Below are 23,562 nucleotides of genomic sequence, written 5' to 3'. Positions count from 1 at the left end.
GCCGTTTGCCGGGCCTGCAACGGCAGGCCCCCTTTCGGGAAGGTCGTCGGATTAGCAGGGCGCCGCTGCGAACCGGCGGCCCCGTCAGAAGCGCATGTTGATACCGGCCTTGATGACGTGGCTGTTGATGTCCTTTTCACTGGAGCCTGAAACGGTGCTGGTGCGGACATCGGGCGTCATGATGTAGTTGTACTCAAGCTTGGCCGACAGGCCGCCTGCGAAGGCTTGCTCGATGCCGGCGCCAACGAGATAACCGCCCTTGAAGCCGACGTCGTTGCGAACATCGCCGCCTTTCTTGTAGTTGGTCATCGCATAGCCGGCTGTGCCGTAGACGAGCGTCTGGTCGAAGGTGAGGCCGGCCTTCGCCTTGATCGCACCGCGCCATTTTTCCTTGAGCTTGCCACCATTGACCTTGTGCTCCGTGTCGCCGAGGTAGGAGCCCTCGATCTCGGCACCGACGATGCCCGGGCCCGCCTGCATGTTGTAGCCGGCCTGGACGCCGAGCGCGACGCCATTGCGATCGGCGAAGGGATTGGGGCTGCCGCTGAAGCCGAGGCCACCATGCGCACCGACATAGGCGCCGCTCCAGCTGAATGCTGGCGGATCCTGATAATCGGGCACGGAGAAGTCGGTCGCCTGGGACTGCTGGACGCCGAGGAAGGTTAGCAGGGTGAGACTGGACCAGATCGAAAACTTGCTGGATTGCCGCATGATATTGCTCCGTGGATTGGATTAGGGCGCCCTTCGCGGCGCTTTCGCTCTTCCAATTCGCGTCTCGTGCCGGGTAGCGTGGTCGCGAAGCTTGGAAGATGCGCATCCTTTGTCGGCTCCACGGATTGCGCCAACATTGCACAAATTACCTAAGCTGCTGATTTCGTTATTAATTGTCTATTAATCATGTTGGGAGCCGCGCGATCTGTATCATGCCGCGGGCAAGGTGATGCGGAAGCAGGCGCCGCCGGCGGGTTCATCGACAACGGAAATGTGGCCCTTATGCCGACCGACGATTTCGCTGACCAGATGCAGGCCGAGGCCGGCGCCGTGGTCGCGTGGCTGCAGGCGATGGAACGGCTCGAAGATGCGTTCACGCTCGCGTTCGGGAATGCCGGGGCCTTCATCGGTGACCTCGATCACGCCGCCGCGTTCGACGCGGATGGTGATGAGACCACCGGCATGCTCGATGGCATTGCGCACCAGATTGGTGACCGCCCGCTCAATGGCGCCGGCATCGCCGCGCGCAACGACACGCTCGACGTCCGAGGCGAAGGAGAGTTCGCAGCCGGCCGAAAGCGCGAGCGGCGCGAGGTCGGCGGCGACGTCACGGCACAGCGACACAAGGTCGAGCGTGGAAAAGTCCGCGCCATCGCGATCGATCCGCTCAAGGTCCAGCAACTGTTCCGCAAGCCCCGCGATGCGATTGGAATCGATCAACAGGCGGTTTCTGAGCGGCCCGGCGTCCATGCTTTCCAGCCGCGTCTGCAGGATGGCGACCGGAGTCCTCAGTTCATGCGCCGCATCCAGAATGAAGCGCTGTCGCCGTTCGTACCCCTCGTCGAGTCGCTGCAGCGCGCCATTGAATGCCTCGACCAGCGGACGCACTTCGCCGGGAACCCGATGATCGGACAAGCGGGCGCCGCGGCGATCGACGTCGATCTTCTTGGCCTGATCGACCATATCGGCGAGGCCGGCAAAGGCACGCCTGACGATGATCGGGATGGCAAGGGCCGGGATCAGCACGACGATGAGCACGATCGGCAGCAGCACCAGGTTTGCCAGCAGGAAAACCGCGAAGGACGCGCTCCACAACCGGCCGCCGCCGGCGAGCACCGTGTAGGTTCCGCTTTCCGTGGTCACCGAGCGCACGATCGACGAGAGCGTGTAGGGCTCGACGCTGTCTCGGATATCGCCAAAGGCGATCCGATCCAGATGTTCGCCAATGCCGCGATAGGCGTCCGGCACGGGGCCGCTGCGGATCATGTCGCCGCGTTCGTTTCTCGCGACGAACCAGAAATCCGGCGACTCGGCCCGCATGGCGAGCAATTGCGGTGTCTCGACCAGCGTCAGTCCACCCGCGGGCTGCGAGCGGATCGCTCCGGCGGCGACCGAAGCTGCGTCGGCATCGAGGAACTTTCCGCCAAGATCGGCGCGCGTCAGCAATGCCATGAGGCCGGCGATGACCGCCATCAACAGCAGCACCTGAAAGGTGAGGATCTGCCAGATCAGGCGCTTCTTCAACGAGTTGACGGATGACGTGCTCATGGCGAAGGCCTCAACAGATAACCAACGCCGCGGATGCTGTGGATCTCCACGCCGGCGCCGGTGTCGGCAAGCTTCCGGCGTAGTCGCGAGACATGCGCGTCGAGCGAGTTGGATTGGATCTCGTCATCGTAGCCGTAGACAGACTCCTCCAAGGTCGAGCGCTGCACCGTGCGGCCCTGCCGCCGCGCCAGCGTTTCCAGTACCAGCAGTTCGCGACGGGGCAGGTCAAGCAACTGGCCGTTCACCTGCGCCTGCCTGCCGTCGAAATCGAAGACGAGTTTGCCGATGCGCGCCGTCATGGGGGCGATATCCGGCGAACGCCGCATGAGGGCGCGGATCCGCGCCAACAGTTCTTCCACGGCAAAGGGCTTGGCGAGGTAGTCGTCGGCGCCCATGTCGAGGCCACGGACACGCTCGTCGACCGCGCCACGCGCGGTCAGAACGATCACGGGAATTCCGGATTTCAGCGCACGGACGCGCGGGATCAGTGACAGCCCGTCGCCATCGGGCAATTGGCGATCGAGGATGATGCCGTCATGCACGTGATTGGCGAGCGCCGCCAATGCATGGTCGAGCGTTGGCGCATGATCCAGGATCATGTCGTAGCGACCGAGCGCGGCGCTGAGCGCCGCCGCCATTTCCAGCTCGTCCTCGACAAGGAGCAGGCGCATTGAATTCTCCGAATACGATAGATGTTGCCTCACGTCTGGTCGACGAGGATTGCAGCAACGTTGCGGCGCATGGGTGCGCGGGCGTGTGCCGGTTCTAGCGGGACACGCAATGGCACGGCAATGCAGCCTCGTCAGGCTTTACCGTATTCGGTGGTGGGGCGTCGGATGGCCAAAATCGCCAGCGGCGGCTTGTCGCTTGCGGGGAACGCTCAAGGGGTCGGCTTTTGGGCGGCGGCACTGGATACCGTCGCCCTGTGAGGCTTTAGGCGATGGCCATCATCCGCTGAAACGCGTCGTAGGCGGCAAGCACCGTTTCCTTCTGGGCGTCGTGGCCAGCGATGAAGGCATCGCCATAGATGGTCTCGTCCGGATATTCGGTGATCAGCGTCAGCGGCGCCGTGTGGCGGTCGTCGACCGAGATCATGCAGGGAAAGCCGTTGATGATCCGGAAGCCGGTTTCGCCGGCGTGGGTCTCGTAGAGCGCGATCTGCGCGTCGTTATAGGCGAGCAGGCCAGGAACCTTGGCGAGCCGCTCGGTGACTGCCTCGACCAGCCGTTCGGCGCGGTCGGTCCAATCGGCATGATGGCGCATGATCAGGAAGAAGCCCTTGGGCAGCGTCCACATGGCGAAGCCCCGCGGCACGTAGCCCGAAAGCGGCCGGGTCCATTCGTGCGAGGGATAGCCGTGCAGGTTGACGTGCAATTGTGCGCCGGTCAGGCGTTCGGCTTCCTTGCGGATTTCGCGCTCGTTGAGCGCTGCGCCAGTGCGGTATTCGAGGTCATCGCCAAGTGCTGTGTAGCGGGCGGCGTGATGCATGTGCAGCGGATTGTCCACCCGCAGCCGCTGGTGCACGGCGTAGCCGTCGGGGTTTTCGAGCGGCGAGATGGTGAAATGGGTGCCTGAGCGGGCGGCAAGCGCCTGGGCTGCGCGCAGCACCCCGACGATGCCGGTCGTCTCGTTCGGATGCTGGCCGCCGCTGATCATGACCGGCGCATCAGTCCCCTTGTGGTAGCGGGCCTTCACCGGCCGGCCGGCGCGCGACTGTGCCTCGAAGGGCTGGCCATCGATCGCGGCGAGTTCCGTGTGGATCTGCGCCACCGTCAGCGGCGCTTCGGCGGTTTCGAGCGTCTGGGCTTCGCCCTCGGCATCCCCTGCCTGCAAGGGCCGCGCTTCGACGACGACGGTCGGCTTGCCGACGCCAAAGACGATCTCCGGTATGATCTGACCGGGTTTCAGCCCGCGGTCGCCGAGGGGACGACCGGACTTCTTCTGGAAGACTTCGAGCAGCGAGAAATAGAAGTCCTCGTGCAGCGCCTCACGAAGGCTCAAGACCTCTTCGCCGACGGGCAGGCGGAAGTCGGTGATCGGCAGGGTCACGCGGATGTTGAGCTCTTCGAAATAGGGCTCGCTATCGCCCCAGGCATAGTCGGCAATTGCCCGCATAGTGCCCGCGAAGAGCCGCTCATAGTCGGTTTCGAGATGGCATTCGCGACATTTGTCGCAGCCTTCGTCGAGACGAATCCACCCGGTCGGCGACAACAGAGTTTCACCGACGAAGTCGGTATGGATACGGTTTGGCGCGAAGACGGCGTGGCTTTGCTGGCGCCCATCGCGGAAAGTCAGCGCGACGTCGTAGGTGAAGGCCGGCTTGCTGCCGGCCTCGAAGCGGATATCGGCATCGCCGACCAGAGCGGCAAGCGGATAAGCTTCGAGCAGGAAGCGGTTCTGCGCAGCACCCTCATGCTGGGGATAGCCGACGACGACGCTGGCGAGCGCATTGCGGTCGACCTCTTCGAGGAAGAAATGCAGCAGCGGCTTGTAGGCGCTCCTGAGTGTCGCCTTCACGCCAAAGCTGGCGAGCTTCTGTTCCGCCGCCTTGCGGCTAGCGGCATCGTCGAAGAGCCAGGCTTCGACTTTGGTGCCGCGGGCCGCTTCCTTGCCGTAGGTGGTGAGAAGGGTATCGAGCGTGCGCTCGAAGGCGCCTTCGAAAATCGTCGTCATCGTGAAGTTCTACCGGTTGGGTCGAGGCTGTCGCGCAGCCAGTCGCCGAGAAGATTGAGGCCGAGGACGGTGAGCAGGATCGCCAGGCCCGGGAAGACGCTGACCCACCAGGCGTTCTGCAGGTAGGTGCGGCCGTCGGCGAGCATGCCGCCCCAACTCGGGATCAGCGGATCGACGCCGAGGCCGAGGAAGGTAAGGCTGCTTTCAAGCAGGATGTTGTTGGCGACGTTCAAGGTCATCAGCACGATGACCGGGCCGATCAGGTTGGGCAGCAGGTGCTGGAACAGGATCTTGTAGTCGCGCACGCCGATGGCGCGGGCCGACTGGATGAATTCGCGCTCGCGCAGCGACAGCACCGAACCGCGAACCAGCCGGGCATATTGCACCCACTGCGAAACGATCAGGAGGATGATGGTGTTGGTCAGCCCGCCGCCGACGATGGCGATGAAAGTGATCGCAAGCAGGATGAAGGGGAGCGCGAGTTGAACGTCGGCAAAGCGCATGACGAGCATATCCCAGAAGCCGCGATAGTAGCCCGAAACGAGCCCCATGACCACGCCGACGACGACGGCGCCGGCAACCGAGGTCAGGCCGACGAGCAGCGAGATCTTGCCGCCGGCAACCACGCGGGCGAGCACGTCGCGGCCGAGCGGGTCGGTGCCGAGCGGATGGGCCCAGTTGACGAAGGGCGGCGTCAGCCGCGCCATCAGGTCGATCTTGTCGACGCCACCCGGAAAGAGCACGCCGGAGAAGACGACGGCGAGGCAGATGCCGCCAGTCAGAAGCGCGCCGAGGATGAATTCGAGATTGCGGAAGCGGGCGAAACGGGTGTTTGCAGCCTTGGTGGTCATCGGCTCACTCCGTCCGGATGCGCGGATCGACGAGGCCATAGGCGATGTCGACCAGGAGATTGACGAACACGATCATCAGGGAAAGCACCGTGATGACCGCCTGAAGCACGGGGTAGTCGCGCGAGGCGACCGCATCGAAGGCGAGCGTGCCCATGCCCGGCCAGTTGAAGACGAGTTCGACGACGACGATGCCGCCGAGCAGGCCGCCGAACTGCAGGCCGAAATAGGTGATCAGCGGGATCGCGCAATTGCGCAGCGCATGCTTGTAGAGCACTTTGGTCTCACTGAGGCCCTTGGCGCGGGCAACCATGATGTATTGCGACTGCAGGGTTTCCAGCATCGCGGTGCGCACCAGGCGCACATTCGTCGCCGTCAGGATGATGCCCATGGTCAGCGCCGGCATGATGAAGCTCGCAAAGCCGTCCATGCCGCTCGGTGGCAGCCATTTCAGAACGATCGAGAACAACAGCACGAGCATGATCGCCAGCCAGAAGTTCGGGAAGGACAGGCCGATCAGCGATAGGATGCGGATCGTCTGATCTGCCCACTTGCCGCGCGCAACGGCGGCGCGGATACCGAGCGGGATGGAAATCGCGATCGAGACGATCAGCGAGGCGAAAGCGAGCAGCATGGTCGCCGGCAGGGCAGAGGCAATCAGCTGCGAAACCGGGGTGCCGCCGAGGAAGGAGCGGCCGAAATCGAGCGTGAACATGCCTTTGATGAAGTCGGCATATTGCGAAAGGAAGGGCTGGTTGAGGCCGAGCCCCTCGCGGATGCGCACGAGGTCTTCCTCAGTCACGCTGCCGGCGCCCTGCGCCAGCATCAGGGCCGGGTCGCCGGTGAACCGGATGGCATAGGAAACGGTCAGTGTCACGACGAACACGACGAAGACCGCCTGCAGAAAACGTTTGATCAGAAATCCGGCCAAGTGACCCGCCCTTTAAAGAAAATGGTCCGCCGCCTCACGCGCGGCGGCGGACCGGATTGTTTACTCGACCGTCACGTCCGTGAGCCGCAGGCGGCTGTCCGGCACCGGGGTGAAGTTCTTGACGCGCTTGCTCACGCCGAAGATGGCATTGAGGTTGTAAAGCGGCATCTCGAGCGACCGGTCGGCGGCGTAGTTGGCGATCTGCTTGAGGATCTCCTCGCGCTTGGCCCGATCGGTGATCGAACGCTGGGATTCGAGCAGCTTGTCGAGTTCCGCATCCTGGTCGTAGGGATTCCACTTTTCGCCGGAGTGGTACATGGAGTAGGCGGTGTTGTCGTAGTCGAGTGTCCAGCCACCCCAGGACTGCTGGAACATCGCGCCGGTCTTGCCGGCCGGGATGATGTCGTTCAGCAGAACGTTGGTTTCATAGGGCTTGATCGTCGCGTTGATGCCGATCAGCTGCAGGTAGCTGGCAATCGCCTGTACGACCTCGTTGAAGGTCGCATCGTTGCCGCGAACGTCGATCTGCACGGAGGCGCCCGGCGCAACACCGGCTTCCTTCAGAAGGGCCTTGGCCTGTTCGGGATCGTAGGGCAGCGGCTTCATCGCCGGGTCGAAGCCGAAGGAGAGCTTGCCTTGGAAGCTGGCGATCGGGTCCGCCTGGCCGCCGAGGATCGACTGGATGATGGTGTCGCGATCGACGCCGAGGATGAGCGCCTTGCGCACCTTCGGATCCTTGGTGATGCCGTCGCGGGTGTTGAAGCGCAGAGCGTAGACCGTCGGGCCGGCGCTGGTGACGATCTCCAGGTTGCTGTCGTCCTGGATGGTCGGGATCATGCCGATCGGAATGGTCGGCGGGATCACGAGATCGACCCGGCCGGCCTGCAGTTCGGCAACGGCAGTCGCGGGCTCCGAGATGAAGCGGTAGTTGAGGTTTGAAAGCTTCGGCGCGCCGCCCCAATGGTCGGCAAAGGCTTCGAGCTTGATCCCGACCTTCGGCTCATAGGAGACGACCTTGAACGGGCCGGTTCCGACCGGATGGGCGTTGAAGTAGTCCTCGCCCTTCTCCTGGATGTACTTCGGCGGCACGATCATCGCGCCGTAGCCGGCAAGCTTGGTGAGCAGCACCGGATCCGGGGACTTGAGATGCAGGTCGACGGTCTTCTCGTCGACGATCTCGACCTTTTCAATCACGGCATAGTTGGACTTCTGCGGGCCCTTGGAGCCCTCCTCGCCGAGCAGGCGGTCGAAGGTGAATTTTACCGCTTCGGCATTGAATGGCTCGCCATTGTGGAACTTGACGCCTTCGCGCAGCGTGAAGCGCAGGCGCTTGCCGCCATCGAGCTCTTCCCACGACGTGGCAAGGCCGGGCACGAGCTTGAGATCCGGACCGCGATAGGTCAGGCCGTCATAGATGTTGGTGGCGACGGACGCCCAGTTGACGAGGAAGGTGTCGACCGGGTCCCAGCTACCCGGATCCTGCGGCGACGACACGGTCAGCGTGCCGGCGGCAAAGGCCGGGGCTGCGGTCATGAAACTGCCGGCCATCGCGAGGGCGATGAAAGCGGCGTGGATCCCCTTTTTGTTGATCATTTACTCACTCCTGTTTCGACAGCCTTCTTCTGAAAAAGAAAGCGGCTCATGCGCCCTTGGTCACAAAGTGGCCGGGGGCGATCTCTTTGCGGGGCAGAACCGCGGGTTCGTCGCCGACACGGCGGATCGGGCTCGGGATTTCGCCTTCCAGCAAAGCGCGCTCGCGGCCCTTGCCGGGCTCGGCGACCGGGACGGCGGAAAGCAGCCGGCGGGTATAGGGATGGGATGGCGTTTCGAAGACCTGCTGGCGGCTGCCGAATTCCATGATCTGGCCGAGATAGAGCACGGCGACGCGATGGCTCATGCGCTCGACCACCGCCATGTCATGGCTGATGAAGAGATAGGCGAGGCCTTCCTGCTCCTGCAGTTCCATGAACAGGTTGATGATCTGCGCCTGGATGGAGACGTCGAGTGCGGAAAGCGCCTCATCGGCGATGATCAGCTTTGGGCGGGAGGCAAGCGCCCGGGCGATGCAGACGCGCTGGCGCTGGCCGCCGGAGAATTCATGCGGGTAGCGCCTGGCATGCGCCGCCGTCAGGCCGACGCGCTCCAGGAGTTCGTGCACGCGCTTTTCGATTTCCTTTTCGCCGAGGATCAGACCATGGGTGCGGATCGGCTCGGCGATCGAGAAGCCGACGGTCTTGCGCGGGTCGAGCGAGGCGAACGGGTCCTGGAAGATGTACTGGATTTCCTGCTTCAGTCTCTGCCGCTCGGCATAGCTCATCGCCGAGACGGGCCGGCCGTCGAAGAGGATCTCGCCCGATGTCGCGTTCTGCAGCTGCTGGATCGTGCGGCCGATCGTCGACTTGCCCGAGCCGGATTCACCGACGAGCGCCAGGGTCTCGCCCGGGAAGATGTCGAAGCTGACGTTTTCGATGGCGTGGACGCGGTGCGTCGCCTTGCCGAACAGGTTCTTGCGTACGTCGAAACGAGTGACGAGATCGCGCACAGAAAGGATCGGTGCGGCCTCATAGCGGGCGGTTCGCTGGATATGGACGTCGCCGACGCGCTTCGGCTCGCCGTCGACCATCATGGTCAGCGGCAGGCGCTTTGGGAATTCCTCGCCCACCATGCTGCCGAGCTTCGGCACGGCGGAAAGCAGTGTCTGGGTGTAGGGGTGCTTGGGGCTTGCGAAGATCTCGTCGACCGGGCCTTCCTCGACCTTGCGGCCCTTCCACATGACAACGACGTCATCGGCCATTTCGGCGACGACGCCCATGTCGTGGGTGATGAAGATCACCGCCATGCCGAGTTCCTTCTGCAGGTCTCGGATAATCGTCAGGATCTGCGCCTGGATGGTCACGTCGAGTGCGGTGGTCGGCTCGTCGGCGATCAGGAGTTTCGGCCGGCAGGCAAGCGCCATGGCGATCATGACGCGCTGGCGCATGCCGCCGGAAAGCTGGTGCGGATAGCGGCCGATCAGTTCGGCGCTATCGGGAAGACGGACCATGTCGAGCAACCGGCGCGTCTCGGCGAGCGCCTCGGCCTTAGTCATCTTCTCGTGCAGCATCAGCACTTCGGCAACCTGGTCGCCGATGGTGAAGACCGGATTCAGCGAGGTCATGGGCTCCTGGAAGATCATGGCGATCTCCTTGCCGCGGATCGCACGCATGGTCTTCTGCGGCGCGCTCGTCAGGTCGATCTCGCCACCCTTGCCGCGAAACAGAATGCGGCCTGAGGGGAACTGGCCACCCATCATGTCGGATAGCCGCATGATCGACAGGGACGTCACGGATTTGCCGGAACCGGATTCGCCGACGATCGCGAGCGTCCGCCCGGGCGTGACCGTGAAGCTCAGATCTTCGACGACGGGGTTGCCGTTGAAGGCAACGGAAAGCTTCTCGACGGCGAGCAGGGGCGCAGGCATTTCGACAGTCACGCGGTCTTCCTCGTTACAATGTGGTCGCGGCGCGCGCGGACTGTTCATAGGCGCCCGACATGAAACGCAGGACGGCGGCGATCTCGGAGAGTGTCTCTTCGGAGGGGCGGGCTTTCGCGGTCGAGGAAACCAGCAGGCGTTCGCGGATCTGAGCGTAGCGCGTGCAGGCGTCCGACCCCTTGTCGGTGATGAGGATGGTCTTTTCCTTGCCTTCCTTGCCCGTGGTTACCAGGCCGGCGGCTTCGAGCTTGCGGATGGCATAGGTCGCGACATGGGTGTCTTCGATATCGAGGACCAGACAGATGTCGGCGAGCTTCTTGCCGCGGTCGCGGTGGCGGATCGTGTGCAGGATCAGGATTTCGATCGGCGAAAGGCCCGGCACGCCGGCGGCCGCCATGCAGCGCATCATCCAGCGATGAAAGGCGTGCGACGCGAGGATCAGGCCGTATTCCACTTCCGAAAGACCAGGGGAACCGCCTTCCGCCAAGTGCGCGGAGGAAACGATCGGGCCGATGGCCGCGACCGGCTTTAGATGTTCGGGCAGGGCGTTTTCGGCCCATTCCCGACCCTCGAAGCTATCCTCAGGCTTCTTCGTCATTCAGCTCTTCCTCATCTTGACGATTTTATGTCATCATTTTATCGACATTTTGTCAACGAACTGCTTTGATGAATTTCCGGGCTTGCACAGTCATGCGGCTCGCGAACGAGAGGGATGGACAATGAGCGCACGCGAAACCGGCAGTTGGGACTTCTGGGTCGACCGCGGCGGCACCTTCACCGATGTCATCGGCCGCGATCCGCAAGGGAACCTGCACGCACGCAAGGTGCTTTCGGAAAATCCGGAAGCCTATCGCGACGCCGCAGTGCAGGGCATTCGCCTGCATCTGGGCCTTGCGACCGGTGCCGCGATCCCGACCGGTCTCATCGGCGAAGTGCGCATGGGCACGACCGTTGCCACCAATGCACTGCTCGAACGCAAGGGCGAGCCGCTGGCGCTCGTGACCACCAAGGGTTTCCGCGACGCGCTGAAGATCGGCTACCAGGAGCGCAAGAAGATCTTCGCAACCGAGATCATCAAGCCGGAAGCGCTCTATCAGGACATCGTCGAGCTCGACGAGCGCGTGCTGGCCGACGGAACAGTCGAAACGCCGCTCGATGAGGCAAAGGCGCGCGCGGCACTCGAAGACCTGAAGGGCAAGGGCTACAAGGCCGTCGCCATCGTCTTCATGCACGCCTACAAATATCCCGAGCATGAGGCGGTCGTTGCCCGAATTGCCCGCGAACTCGGCTTCGAGCAGGTCTCGGTCAGCCACGAAGTCTCGCCGCTGATCAAATATGTCGGGCGCGGCGACACCACCGTCATCGACGCCTATCTGTCACCGGTTCTCCGCCGCTACGTCGCCCAGGTCTCGGGCGAACTCGATATCGCCCGCACCGGCGCGCGCGTCATGTTCATGATGTCTTCGGGCGGCCTCACCGCGGCCGAGATGTTCCAGGGCAAGGACGCGATCCTCTCCGGTCCGGCCGGCGGTGTCGTCGGTCTTGCCAAGACCGGTGAAGCCGCAGGTTTCGACCGCGTCATCGGCTTTGACATGGGCGGAACCTCCACCGACGTCGCGCATTTCGACGGCGAATATGAACGCGCCTTCGAGACCGAAGTGGCCGGCGTGCGCGTGCGTGCGCCGATGATGCTGATCCACACCGTCGCTGCCGGCGGCGGCTCGATCCTGCATTTCGACGGCGAGCGTTTCCGCGTCGGTCCCGATTCCGCTGGCGCCAATCCGGGCCCTGCCTGCTACCGCAACGGTGGTCCGCTCGCGGTCACCGACGCAAACGTCATGCTCGGCAAGCTGCTGCCGGAATTCTTCCCGGCGCTCTTCGGTCCAAACCAGGACGAACGCCTCGATGTCGAGGCCGTGCGCGACCGCTTCGCGGCGATGGCCGCCGAGATCGGCGACGGCCGCAGCCCGGAGGACGTCGCTGACGGCTTCATCCGCATCGCGGTCGCCAACATGGTCGAGGCGATCAAGAAGATTTCCGTGCAGCGCGGCTATGACGTCACGCGTTATGCGCTGAGCTGCTTTGGCGGCGCCGGCGGCCAGCATGCGTGCCTCATTGCCGATCAGCTCGGCATGAAGAGCATTCTCGTGCATCCGATGTCCGGCCTGCTCTCGGCCTATGGCATGGGGCTCGCGGACATCCGTGCCACACGGCAGAAGGCGCTCGGCGTGGCGCTTGACGACAAGGCGCCGGCAGCGCTCAGCACCCTTGGTGCCGAGCTTGAGGTCGAATGCCTTGCCGAACTCGACGCGCAGGGCATAACCCGCGACGAGATCCGCACGCATCTGCGCGCCCATATCCGCTATGCCGGCACCGATACGGTGCTCGCGGTCGACGCGACCTTCCCGGATCATGACGATATCGCCCGCCTGCGCGCCGAGTTCGAAGAGTTGCACAAGCGCCGCTTCGGTTTCGTCGCCGACAACAAGGCGCTGGTCATCGATGCCGTCGAGGTCGAAACGGTCGGCGGCGGTGCCGCCCAGATGGAGCGCGAAGGCGGCTCGATCACGGCGGGAACGCCTGACATCGTGCGGCGCACGCGCTTCTATTCGCAGGGCCAGTTCCACGACGCGCCCGTTCTGCTGCGCGCAGAAATCGCGCCCGGCCAGCGGCTCGACGGTCCGGCGATCATCATCGAACCGAACCAGACCATCGTCGTCGAGGATGGCTGGCAGGCGGAACTGACGGCCAAGGACCACATCGTGCTTCGCCGCGTGAAGGCGTTGCAGCAGCAGAGCGCGATCGGCACCCATGCCGATCCGGTCATGCTGGAGATCTTCAACAACCTGTTCATGTCGATCGCCGAGCAGATGGGCGTGACGCTGCAGAACACCGCCTATTCCGTGAACATCAAGGAGCGGCTCGATTTCTCCTGCGCCGTTTTCGACAACCGCGGCAATCTCGTTGCCAACGCGCCGCATATGCCGGTTCATCTCGGCTCCATGGATGCCTCGGTCGCGACCGCGATCCGCGAGAACCCGGTGATAAAGCCGGGCGACGTGTTCCTGATCAACGCGCCCTATAACGGCGGCACGCACCTGCCCGACCTTACCGTTTGCACGCCGGTCTTCGACGATGCCGGCAAGGAGATCCGTTTCTGGGTCGCCAGCCGCGGCCACCATGCCGATATCGGCGGCATTTCGCCGGGCTCGATGTCGCCGTTGGCCACCAATATCGAGGAGGAAGGCGTCTACATCGACAACTTCAAGCTCATCGATGCCGGCCGGTTCCGCGAGGCGGAACTCGAAGCGCTTCTGAACGGCGCCCGTTATCCGGTGCGCAACATCCTGCAGAACGTCAACGACCTGAAGGCTCAAGTTGCGGCCAACGAAAAGGGCGTCGCCGAACTCAGGAAGATGATCGCCCAGTTCGGCGAGGACGTGGTCGAGGCCTATATGGGCCACGTCCAGGACAATGCCGCCGAGAGCGTGCGCCGTGTGCTCGACCAGTTGCCGGATGGCGAATTCTCCTACGAGATGGACCAGGGCTGCAAGATCGTCGTCAAGATCACCGTCGACCGCGACAAGCGCGAAGCGACCGTCGATTTCACCGGCACGTCTGAGCAGCGCGGCGACAACTTCAACGCCCCGGCGCCGGTGACCCGCGCAGCGGTGCTCTATGTCTTCCGCGTGCTGGTCGAGGCGGAGATCCCGATGAACGCCGGGTGCCTGCGCCCCATCCACATCGTCATTCCCGAGGGCACGATGCTGACGCCGCGCTATCCGGCAGCAGTTGTTGCCGGCAATGTCGAAGTCAGCCAGGCGGTGACCAACTGCCTGTTCGGCGCGGTCCAGAGCCAGGCCGGCGCGCAAGGCACGATGAACAACCTGACCTTCGGCAACCAGAACTACCAGTATTACGAGACGATCTGCTCCGGTGCGCCGGCCGGTCCCGGCTATAACGGTGCCGATGCGGTCCACACCCACATGACCAATTCGCGGCTGACCGATCCGGAAATCCTCGAAACCCGCTTCCCGGTGGTGCTCGAAGATTTCCATATTCGTGTCGGCTCGGGCGGCCGTGGCCAATGGAACGCCGGCAACGGTACCAAACGCACGATCCGCGCTCGCGAGAAACTGGATTTCGCCATCCTCTCCGGCCATCGCCGTGTAGCCTCCTTCGGCATCAAGGGCGGCAGCCCCGGCGAGCTTGGCCGCAACCTGGTACGCCGCAACGACGGCCGGACGGAAGAATTGCCGGGCTGCGCCCACACGGTTCTCGAAGCCGGTGAAGCCTTTACCGTGGTAACGCCGACCGGCGGCGGCTACGGCCGGTCGTAGGCTTCGAAACAAGATCTCCCAAGACTGCTGCGGTGGTCTGCGGGCGGGCGAGCGATCGTCCGCCCGTTTTTCGTTTTCGCTCCCGTCTCCATTTTTTGCTGCACTGCGAAAAGCTGCGATCGCTTTTTTAACCCGAATTTAAATGCAAGATTACTATGTACTTATCGGTCAGTGCGCGCTGCAATTCCTCCTAAATAGCGCACGCAAACAGCCGGTCCTCCTCCCGCCGGTATGGCTGACCATGTCCTCCCAACAACGCGATCGCGACATCACAGGAGTCACGGCAGTGACGTTCAAGAACCTATCGATATTGACCAAGGTCGGCCTTGTGGTCGTGGTCATGGGCATATCTTCCATTCTGATCGCGCTTGCCGGTGCGCGCGGTCTTTCCTCTCTCGGCGCGACGATCATCGACGTCGGCGCGCGCGAAGAGGCAGCACGCGAGGCGATGGACCTGCGCGTCGATATCATCGCCATCAGCCGCATGACCTACCAGCTTGCTGCAGCGCCCGAGAAAGCCGCCGATTTCGGCCAGGAAACCGAGAAGCGCGCCGGGGAAATGCTCGGCCGTCTGACGAAGATCGAGGCTGTTGCCGACGATGCGGAAGACAAGCTGCTGAACGACATCCGCATCACGCTCAACAGTTATTTCGACGAGATCCGCGCGATGATCGCCGTTGCCGCCGACAAGGGCACAAACACTGGCGCCGTCAAGGCGGCACTCGACAAGGCGCTCGAAGCCCAAAAGACGGTGACGGCGACGGTCAAGACCTACAGCACCTACTCCGGCGACGCGCTCGCCGCCGCCCGCTCCGAAGCGCTCAATTCCTCTTCCGTCGCGATGACCATCCTGGCCGCCGCCGCTGCGGCCTGCGTCCTCTTCGGCGTCGGCGTCAGCCTCTTCGTTGCCCGTCGTGGTATCGTCATGCCGGTGCGCGAACTCACCTCGACCATGAGCGAACTTGCCGACGGCAAGCTTGATGGCAACGGTACCGATGTCTCGCGCCAGGATGAAATCGGCGAGATGGCCCGTGCCGTCGAAGTCTTCCGCAAGAACGGCATTGCCATGCGCGCGATGAAGGCGCAGGAAGCCGCACTGCATGCCCGCAGCAGCGACCTGCAGTCGAACATCAGCGTCGTCGTCGCTTCCGCCGTTGCCGGCGACTTCACCGGCCGCATCACCAAGGACTATGAAAACGACGACCTCAACCGCTTCGCATCGAGCGTCAACGAGCTCGTCTCGAGCGTCGACCAAACGGTCAACGAAGTCCGCCGCGTGATCGCCGCACTCGCCGATGCCGACCTGACGCAGACCATGCGTGGCGAATTCCACGGCGCATTCGCCGAACTGCAGACGAACGTCAACCAGACGATGGTGACGCTGCGCTCGACGATGCAGAACGTACGCACCGCGGCAAGCACCATCAACGACAACTCTGCCGAGCTGAGTTCTGCCGCCAACGATCTGTCGAAGCGCACCGAACAGCAGGCCGCAGCGCTCGAAGAGACGGCCGCCGCTCTCGACGAGATCACTTCGACCGTGCGCACAGCTTCCGAGCGGGCGAATGAGGCGCATGAAATGGTGCGCGCCACCAAAGACAGTGCCGGCCGATCCGGCGCGATCGTGCGCAGCGCGGTCGATGCCATGGGCCGGATCGAGGATTCGTCCAACCGCATCAACCAGATCATCTCGGTGATCGACGAGATCGCCTTCCAGACCAACCTTCTGGCGCTAAACGCCGGCGTCGAAGCGGCCCGCGCCGGCGAGGCGGGTCGTGGTTTCGCCGTCGTCGCCCAGGAAGTGCGCGAACTGGCGCAACGCTCGGCCAACGCCGCAAAGGAGATCAAGACGCTGATCCACAGCTCAGCGTCGGAAGTCGAGAATGGCGTGGCGCTGGTGCGCTCCACCGGTGAGGCTCTGCTGGAGATCGAGACGCTGGTCAACAATGTCAGCGGCCACGTCAATACGATCGCGACGGCCGCCCGCGAACAGGCGACGGCGCTGCAGGAGATCAACACCTCGGTCAACCACATGGACCAGATGACCCAACAGAACGCGGCGATGGTGGAAGAAACGACGGCGGCAAGCGGCACGCTTGCCGAAGAAAGCCGCCAGCTCCGTACGATGCTGGCGAAGTTCAAGCTCGAAGCGCAGAGTGCACGCGACAGCTGGAGCCGGGCGGCCTGATCGAGGGGCGAAAGTTACACGCGCTCAAGTGAAGCCATATCTGCGGCGGCACTGTCCTTCCTGCACTGCATTTGCGGGGCAGGGCGCGGAGGCCGCCGCAGGCTTTTCAGAGGGGCGATAGTCTCCGCATTGCCGCCCCCGGGGATCCGGGCGCTGGTGCGTCTGGCGAAGACGCTCCTTCCCACCCGCCGATAGCGCCGCGTCGGTTCGGCCGGCCCCGTTTGCGAGAACAAACCCGGTCGGCCCGCGGGGCTTGCGCGGGTGGTGGCTCCATCATTCTTCCTGAATTGCTGTGAAGCGCTGTTAGCGGCTATTCTGGAAGGCACACGTGTGAGTCGTTGATTTGCGGGACAACCGAATGACGCAGCAGTTCGACCTCTTTGCTTCGAACGAGGCAGCTACCAAAAAGGCAGGCGGCGGGTCAGCGGTCAAGAGGACCTCGTTGAACGAGGAAGATATGGTCCGTCACCTTCAGGCGACGGGCCGCTACCGCCTGCTGCAGCGGCTTGTGCCGCGCGCCGTGGTGCCTGTTGCTCGTCCCGGCTTTCCGCTGAAAGGCGTCATCCTCGATACCGAGACCACTGGGCTCAACAATCGCAAGGACGAGATTATCGAGATCGGGCTGATCGCTTTTACCTTCGATGAAAAGGGGAACCTCGGCGATGTGACGGGCGTTTATGGCGGTTTGCGGCAACCGGCCAATCCGATCCCTGCGGACATCACGCGCCTGACCGGCATTACCGATGCGATGGTCGCGGGAAAGGCGATCGATCTCGCCGAGATACGGACGCTGATGGAAAGAGCGGACCTTGTCATCGCGCATAATGCCGGCTTCGACCGTCCCTTCTGTGAGGCCTTTTCACCCGTCTTCGAAGGAAAGGCATGGGCCTGTTCCGTCTCTGAGGTCGATTGGTCCTCTCGCGGCTTCGAAGGCACGAAACTTGGTTATCTGATCGGGCAGGCCGGCTATTTCCACGACGGCCACCGGGCGGTCGACGATTGTTTCGCCCTGCTCGAAGTCCTTGCCAAGGATGGCGGCTCCGAAAACATGCCCTTTGCCGAGCTTTATCAGGCAAGCCAGCGAACGCGCATCCGCATTTTCGCGGAGAACAGCCCGTTCGACATGAAGGACCATCTGAAAGCGCGCGGTTATCGCTGGTCTGACGGAAGCGACGGCCGTCCGAAATCCTGGTGGATCGAGATCGCCGATGCTGCGCTTGAGGACGAGCTCCTTTATCTGCGCTCGGAGATCTATCGCTGGAATGAAGCCGATCCGCCGATCAAACGCTTGACCGCTTTCGATCGGTTCCGCGCCTGACAATCAGACGAGCACGCGGGATCGCCAGGGTAGACCTTGCGTGGACGCGGCCCCTGTCAATCAAATTATCCCGTTTTCTGCCGGCCTTTGTATGAAGGCAACCTGCCGATCGTAGCGCCAGCGCTGGCACCGGGCTGCACTGGCGGCGCCTTTCTCCTCGGTCGCGCCCGATGATGCTCAGTGCGGCGCTGTTCGAGATCCGGCAGCCTAACTGCTTCACCGACCCGCCTCTTCTCGATGAGCGGCCTTCAGGTCAATCGTGGCCTTGAGCTCTCTGCCTTCGGTGAGCCGATGGACGGTCTTCGTCTGCTTGGCGGCATTACTTTCATGGATGTCGAGCTGGCAAAGACACAAGGCGGCCTGCACGACGGCAAGAGCGTCACGGGCGTCCCAAAAAAACGGTGATCAGCCTTTACGGCGAATACGATATGCCCTGGGTTTGAGGACCTGACGCGCACGGGTCGCGTCATTTACACCGGCAGCAGCTATTATGATCGGGCGAACACGCAGAAGGTTTCGGACTGGACGCGGGTTAATCTCGGCGCGCGCGCGAGAAAACGGCAATCCGTTGGAATTCCGGGCGACGGTCGAGAACGTTTTCAACGAGAACTACTGGGCATCGTCTGCCTGTGGCTTCCTCTCGGCCGGCGCACCACGCACGTTCATGCTTTCGGCTTCGGTTGATTTCTGAGGCTGCTGCCCAGATTTCAGTTAGCAAAAAGAAACGGCCGGCATATGCCGGCCGCTTCTCGTTTAAACTGCGTATCGATCACGTTTCCGGCGCATAGCCGAAGACGATGGCCGGATTTTCTGCTGTTTCAACCCAGACGCTCTTCGTCTGGGTATAGGCCATCAAGGCATCACGACCGGAGGAACGGCCATAGCCGGAGCGACCAAAGCCGCCGAAGGGCGACATGACGCTGATCGTCTTGTAGCCGTTGATCCAGAAGGTTCCGGCCCGTACCTTGGAAGCAACGCGATGCGCGCGACCGACATCGCGGGTCCAGACCGCACCGGCAAGGCCATAGGGGTTGTCGTTGGCGAGCGTGATTGCCTCTTCTTCATCGTCGAAGACGGTGACACCGACGACAGGGCCGAAGACCTCCTCACGGGCGATCGTCATCTCCGGTTTGACGTTGTCGAGAATGGTCGGGGCGAAATAGAAGCCGCCGGAGGATTGAAGTGCCGTTGGCTTGGCGCCGCCGGTCGCAAGCGTGGCGCCTTCCGCCACGCCCTGCTTGACCATTTCCTCGATCTTCGCCCACTGACGGGCATTGTTGATCGGGCCGATCTGCGTCGTTTCGAGATAGGGATCGCCGACCGGGATGCGCGCGGCGGCCTCGGCATAGCGCTCGACGAACTGCTGATGCACCGAGCGGTGGACGAGCAGGCGCGAGCCGGCAACGCAGCTCTGGCCGGCGCCGGAGAAGATCGCCGACTGAGCGCCGACGATGGCGCGGTCGATATCGGCATCGGCAAAGACGATGTTGCCGGACTTGCCGCCGAGTTCGAGGATGCAGGGCACGACGTTCCTTGCGGCCGCCGCCGCAATTGCCGAACCGGCCAGCGCCGAACCGACGAAGACGACGAGTGCCGTCTTCGGATGCGCGACCATCGCCTGGCCTGCCGTCACGCCCTGGCCGGCGATGACGTTGACGAGACCACGCGGCGCGCCGCCCGCCTCGCAGAGCGCACCGAGCACCAGCGTGCTGAGCGGCGTCAGTTCCGACGGTTTGATGACGACGCCGTTGCCGGTGCAGATCGCCGGTGCGATCTGCCAGCCGCCGGTAAAGAGCGGCGCGTTCCAGGGGGTGATCTGCGCGACGACGCCGAGCGGCTCGTTCCGGGTGTAGTTCAGGTGCGAAGTCGGCACCGGGATGACCTCGCCATGGAGCTTGTCGCACCAGCCGGCATAATATTCGAACATTTCGGCGACGCGGACGGCCTCGCCGCGGATGTCGCGGATCGGTCTTCCGGCCGAACGGCTTTCGAGCTCGGCGATCTCGCCGGCGCGCTCGCGGATATTGCGGGCGATCTCGTTCATCACCCGGCCACGGGCCGAAGCGGTCATCGAAATCCACTCGCGCTGGGCACGCGCTGCGGCCTGCATCGCCGCGTCGACGACGTCCTTGCCGGCATCCTTGAAGGTGGCAAAGACTTCGCCGGTCGCCGGATCCGTCAGCTTCTGCTCATCGCCGGAGCCGGGCACAAGCGCGCCATCCACATAGCTGCCGATTTCCGTGCCAGGAAGGAAACCGTGAAAGAGAGCGCGGATGCGCTCGGCCTTGGCGGGCATGGTCATTTCGTTCATCGTCGTTCCCTTGGGTATCAGTTGTCGTTGGCGGGGCGGAAGGCGCCCATGCGGGTGAAGTCATCTGCATTGTCGAGCGGGCTCTCGGCCCAGAGCCTTGCGACAGCACGCGAAAGCGGCAGCTCGGCGCCGGTGCGCGCTGCAAGTTCGCTCGCAAGCCGCACGTCCTTGCGCATCAGCCCCATGGTGAAGCCGCTGTCGAAGCGGCCGTTCATCACCCAGGTCGGGAAATGCACCTCGCTGATCATCGACTTGCCGGAGGCGGCGTTCAGCACCTTCAGCGCCACTTCCGCGTCAAGCCCGGCCGCAAGCGCCAGCTTCAGGCCTTCGCCCGTCGTAACCATATGGGCGGCGGCGAGCAGGTTGTTGACAAGTTTGGCGACGTTGCCGGCGCCGCTTTCACCCACATGCAGCGCCTTCGCCGACATCGCCTCGATGACGGGGCCGGCAAGGGCGACGTCCGCATCGCTGCCGCCGATCATCATCGTCAGTTTGCCGCTTGCGGCACCGGCCGGCCCGCCGGACACGGGCGCGTCGATGAAGCCGTGGCCGAGGCCGGCAAGGGCTGCGGCGAGATCACGCGAGACATCCGGCTCGGATGTCGAGGTGTCGATGATCACGACCCGCGGGCTGGCCGATTTCAGCGCCTCGAGATTGGCCTCGACGACAGCGGCGACGTCCTTCGCGGTCGGCAGAGAGAAGACGATGAAATCGGTATCGAAGAAGACGTCGGCGAGCGAGGCGACCGGGGAAACGCCACCTTCGGCCGCAAGGGTGCGCCGGGCTTCCGAAAGGTCGAAACCTTTGACCGCGAAACCCTCTCGGGCGAGCGTCGTCGCGATGCCGAGCCCCATGGCGCCCAATCCCACCACGCCCACTGTCGTTCGTTCCGCCGTCATGATCTTCTCTACCCTCGTCTGGTTCTGATGATCGGGCGAAGGTGGCATGCGGGGTGGCGAGCGGGTAGACGGCGCGCCTGGTACAATGCGTTGCTGGCGTGGCAACGTCTGCGGCGTTGTCCAGCGGCGCCGAGAGGGCGCGCTTAGCTGCCGAGAACCGTGGACGGCCGTTCAGAACTAAGGGCGAGGTGGCGCGGAGCCGATGCGTCAGCCGCGGAAGGATTGCATTTCTTCCGCGAGATGTTGGCCGAGTTTTTCGACCGAGAGCGGCAGGCGGCGGTGGGCGCGCACCATGAGGTGGGCACTCGCCTCGCGCAGCAGCGGATCGGCGAGGTCGATCGCCTGCATCGCCCCGCGCGCGATTTCGACGGCAACGGCCGTGCGCGGCAGGAATGTGACGCCGAGGCCGGCGGCAACGAAGCGGCGCAGCACCTCGATCGAATGGGTTTCGAGCAGCGGCGCCAGCGCCAGTCCCGCATCGGCCGCCACCCGCGCCACCAGTTGCGTCACGCCATTGCCCTTGCCGAGCAGCGCACAAGACGAGGTCAGGCAATCGGCGAGCTTCAGGTCGCGGCGTGTTGACAGCGGGTGACCTGTCGGCACGATGACGCAGAGCGGTTGGCGGGCGATTGCCAGCGCCCGGATGCGCGGGTCGGTGAAGGGGGTGTAGGCGATGCCGATATCGGCGTCGCTGTTGGCGATGGCGTCGACCACGTCTTCGGTGCTGCCGAGCTCGACGATGTAGCGCACGTAGGAGTGCGCCCTGGAGAACGAGGAAAGCCCGTTTTCCACCAGATCGGCCATGAAGCCCTCGCCGCAGCGAATACGGATGCGGGTCTGCTGCACGCCGCGGATCTGGTCGAGCTGTTCAGCGAGCAGTCCGTTGTCTTCGAGTACCCGCTTGCCGTGTTCGAGCACCAGTTCGCCGGCATCGGTCAAGACCGTGCCGCGCGCGGTGCGTTCGAAGAGGGAAAGGCCGATGTCGCGTTCGGTGTCGGCGACCTGCCGGCTGACGACCGATGGCGCCAGCCCCATATGCTCCGCAGCACCCCGGATCGAACCGATGCGCGCAACCGCCATAAAGATCCTGAGCGCTTTCGCGTCGAGTACATCCATGGCGGTCATGGATGCGACGGAATCCCCTCGGGGTCAACGACCAAGCGATGTGGAGATGAGGCGTGTCCAGAGGTTTACGCCCTCACCGATGATCGCGTCGTTGAAATCGTAGTGCGGTGAATGCAGGCCGGGATTGGCGCCTTCGCGCCGGGCGCCGAGCCAGAGATAGCAGCCCGGGCGTTCGTCGAGCATGAAGGCAAAATCTTCCGCGGCCATGCTTGGCGGCGCGTCGACGACGGTCAATGTGGTGTCCTCGGCGGCAATGGCACGCACAAGGGCGGCGGCAGCCGGGTCGTTGATCGTGGCGGGATAACGCCGCTGATAGTCGAACTCCGCCTTGCAGTCGAGCCCTTCGGCAAGCGCCGTGACGAGTACGCGCATGCGTGTTTCCAGCGTGTCGCCGACCGATTTGTCGAACCAGCGCGTGGTGCCGCGGATCACGGCTTTTTCCGGGATGACGTTCCAGGCGTCGCCGCCATGAATCTGCGTGACGGAGACGACGGCAGCTTCGAGCGGCGAGACGTTGCGGCTGGCGATAGTCTGCAACGCGGTGACAATCTGGGCGACCGCGACCAGCGGGTCGGCGCCCTCGTGCGGCATGGCGCCGTGGGCGCCGCGGCCGGTGATGGCGATTTCGAAAACGCCGAAGGCGGCCATCATCGCATCGTCGCGCGCGACCACCGAGCCGACGTCGAGCGCCGGCCAATTGTGCAACGCATAGACGGCATCGGCCGGAAAATCGCGGAAGAGCCCGTCGGCGACCATGACCTGCGCGCCGCCTTCGGCCTCTTCGGCCGGCTGGAAGATGAAGTGCACCGTGCCGTCGAAATCCATTTCGCTTGCCTGCCGCGCGGCGGCAAGCAGCATTGCGACATGGCCATCATGGCCGCAGGCATGCATCTTGCCCTGCGTTTTCGAGGCATAGGCAACGCCGCTCGTCTCTATGATCGGCAGCGCGTCCATGTCGGCGCGGATGGCGATGGCGCGGCTCGACGTGCCGCGCGTGAGCGTGCCGACGAGGCCGGTGCCGCCATAGCCGTCCTTCACCGTGATGCCCCATTCGGCCAGCCGGCCAGCGATGAAGGCCGCAGTCTGCCGCTCTTCGAAGGCAAGCTCGGGATAGGCATGCAGGTGATGACGCCAGCGGATCGTTTCCTCGATGCGTTCGGGGCTGATGTCGTGGCGTGTCATGGTTTGCATCCTGTCG

The 23,562-nt window shown here is 63.7% G+C and carries 17 protein-coding genes; 4 read left to right on the top strand and 13 right to left on the bottom strand.

Annotation, left to right across the window (positions count from 1 at the left end; genetic code table 11):
• Positions 1–84 precede the first annotated feature (84 nt).
• From AC070A_RS05650 to AC070A_RS05610, 9 genes are all read right to left on the bottom strand, one after another.
• The gene (locus AC070A_RS05650; RefSeq protein ID WP_057251792.1) at positions 85–711 is read right to left on the bottom strand and encodes an outer membrane protein; all 627 of its coding nucleotides are present in this window, start codon (positions 709–711) and stop codon (positions 85–87) included.
• Positions 712–921: 210 nt separating this feature from the next.
• Positions 922–2,259 carry a sensor histidine kinase gene (locus AC070A_RS05645; RefSeq protein ID WP_112996789.1) on the bottom strand — a complete coding sequence of 446 codons (1,338 nt, stop codon included), beginning with the start codon at positions 2,257–2,259 and terminating at the stop codon, positions 922–924.
• Positions 2,256–2,930, bottom strand: a complete 675-nt coding sequence (locus tag AC070A_RS05640) for a response regulator transcription factor (protein WP_057251790.1) — start codon at positions 2,928–2,930, stop codon at positions 2,256–2,258. Before AC070A_RS05640 ends, AC070A_RS05645 begins: the two co-directional genes overlap by 4 nt.
• Positions 2,931–3,192: 262 nt before the next feature.
• Positions 3,193–4,932 (bottom strand): M14 family metallopeptidase, encoded by a 1,740-nt coding sequence (locus AC070A_RS05635; RefSeq protein WP_113132479.1) that lies wholly within the window; start codon positions 4,930–4,932, stop codon positions 3,193–3,195.
• The gene (locus AC070A_RS05630; RefSeq protein ID WP_112996791.1) at positions 4,929–5,783 is read right to left on the bottom strand and encodes an ABC transporter permease; all 855 of its coding nucleotides are present in this window, start codon (positions 5,781–5,783) and stop codon (positions 4,929–4,931) included. Before AC070A_RS05630 ends, AC070A_RS05635 begins: the two co-directional genes overlap by 4 nt.
• A gap of 4 nt (positions 5,784–5,787) precedes the next feature.
• The gene (locus AC070A_RS05625) at positions 5,788–6,711 is read right to left on the bottom strand and encodes an ABC transporter permease (RefSeq protein WP_057251787.1); all 924 of its coding nucleotides are present in this window, start codon (positions 6,709–6,711) and stop codon (positions 5,788–5,790) included.
• A gap of 60 nt (positions 6,712–6,771) precedes the next feature.
• Complete coding sequence (locus tag AC070A_RS05620; protein ID WP_492384385.1) at positions 6,772–8,259, bottom strand: ABC transporter substrate-binding protein; 1,488 nt, start codon at positions 8,257–8,259, stop codon at positions 6,772–6,774.
• 91 nt (positions 8,260–8,350) lie between these two features.
• Positions 8,351–10,171 (bottom strand): ABC transporter ATP-binding protein, encoded by a 1,821-nt coding sequence (locus tag AC070A_RS05615; protein WP_113132521.1) that lies wholly within the window; start codon positions 10,169–10,171, stop codon positions 8,351–8,353.
• A gap of 25 nt (positions 10,172–10,196) precedes the next feature.
• Positions 10,197–10,781 (bottom strand): winged helix DNA-binding protein, encoded by a 585-nt coding sequence (locus AC070A_RS05610; RefSeq protein WP_057251784.1) that lies wholly within the window; start codon positions 10,779–10,781, stop codon positions 10,197–10,199.
• 121 nt (positions 10,782–10,902) lie between these two features.
• On the opposite strand from AC070A_RS05610, the gene AC070A_RS05605 reads away from it, so the two are divergent.
• The 4 genes from AC070A_RS05605 to AC070A_RS05590 all read left to right on the top strand — a co-directional run bounded on the left by AC070A_RS05605 (position 10,903) and on the right by AC070A_RS05590 (position 18,434).
• Entirely contained in the window at positions 10,903–14,523 is a 3,621-nt protein-coding gene (locus tag AC070A_RS05605) for a hydantoinase B/oxoprolinase family protein (protein ID WP_113132477.1), read from the top strand.
• Between the two features lie 286 nt (positions 14,524–14,809).
• A complete protein-coding gene (locus tag AC070A_RS05600) occupies positions 14,810–16,711 on the top strand; it encodes a methyl-accepting chemotaxis protein (RefSeq protein ID WP_113132520.1) in 1,902 nt (633 codons plus the stop codon).
• 358 nt (positions 16,712–17,069) lie between these two features.
• Positions 17,070–18,029: a 3'-5' exonuclease gene (locus tag AC070A_RS05595; RefSeq protein ID WP_113479703.1), complete on the top strand. Its 960-nt coding sequence runs from the start codon at positions 17,070–17,072 to the stop codon at positions 18,027–18,029.
• A gap of 237 nt (positions 18,030–18,266) precedes the next feature.
• Complete coding sequence (locus AC070A_RS05590; RefSeq protein WP_244495652.1) at positions 18,267–18,434, top strand: hypothetical protein; 168 nt, start codon at positions 18,267–18,269, stop codon at positions 18,432–18,434.
• A gap of 364 nt (positions 18,435–18,798) precedes the next feature.
• Here the strand turns inward: AC070A_RS05590 and AC070A_RS05585 are convergent, their stop codons facing one another.
• The 4 genes from AC070A_RS05585 to AC070A_RS05570 all read right to left on the bottom strand — a co-directional run bounded on the left by AC070A_RS05585 (position 18,799) and on the right by AC070A_RS05570 (position 23,546).
• A complete protein-coding gene (locus AC070A_RS05585; protein WP_082615917.1) occupies positions 18,799–20,331 on the bottom strand; it encodes an aldehyde dehydrogenase family protein in 1,533 nt (510 codons plus the stop codon).
• Positions 20,332–20,357: 26 nt separating this feature from the next.
• Complete coding sequence (locus AC070A_RS05580; RefSeq protein WP_057251780.1) at positions 20,358–21,239, bottom strand: NAD(P)-dependent oxidoreductase; 882 nt, start codon at positions 21,237–21,239, stop codon at positions 20,358–20,360.
• Between the two features lie 207 nt (positions 21,240–21,446).
• Positions 21,447–22,364, bottom strand: coding sequence for a LysR family transcriptional regulator (locus tag AC070A_RS05575; RefSeq protein WP_244495651.1), 918 nt, complete (start codon positions 22,362–22,364; stop codon positions 21,447–21,449).
• A 24-nt stretch (positions 22,365–22,388) separates the two neighbouring features.
• Positions 22,389–23,546, bottom strand: a complete 1,158-nt coding sequence (locus AC070A_RS05570; RefSeq protein ID WP_057252098.1) for a M20 aminoacylase family protein — start codon at positions 23,544–23,546, stop codon at positions 22,389–22,391.
• Positions 23,547–23,562 lie beyond the last annotated feature (16 nt).

Source organism: Ensifer sp. GW101-20A05 (assembly GCF_059424735.1).
The sequence above is the reverse complement of the archived record's forward strand: the minus strand, read 5'-3'. Positions and strand labels throughout refer to the sequence as shown.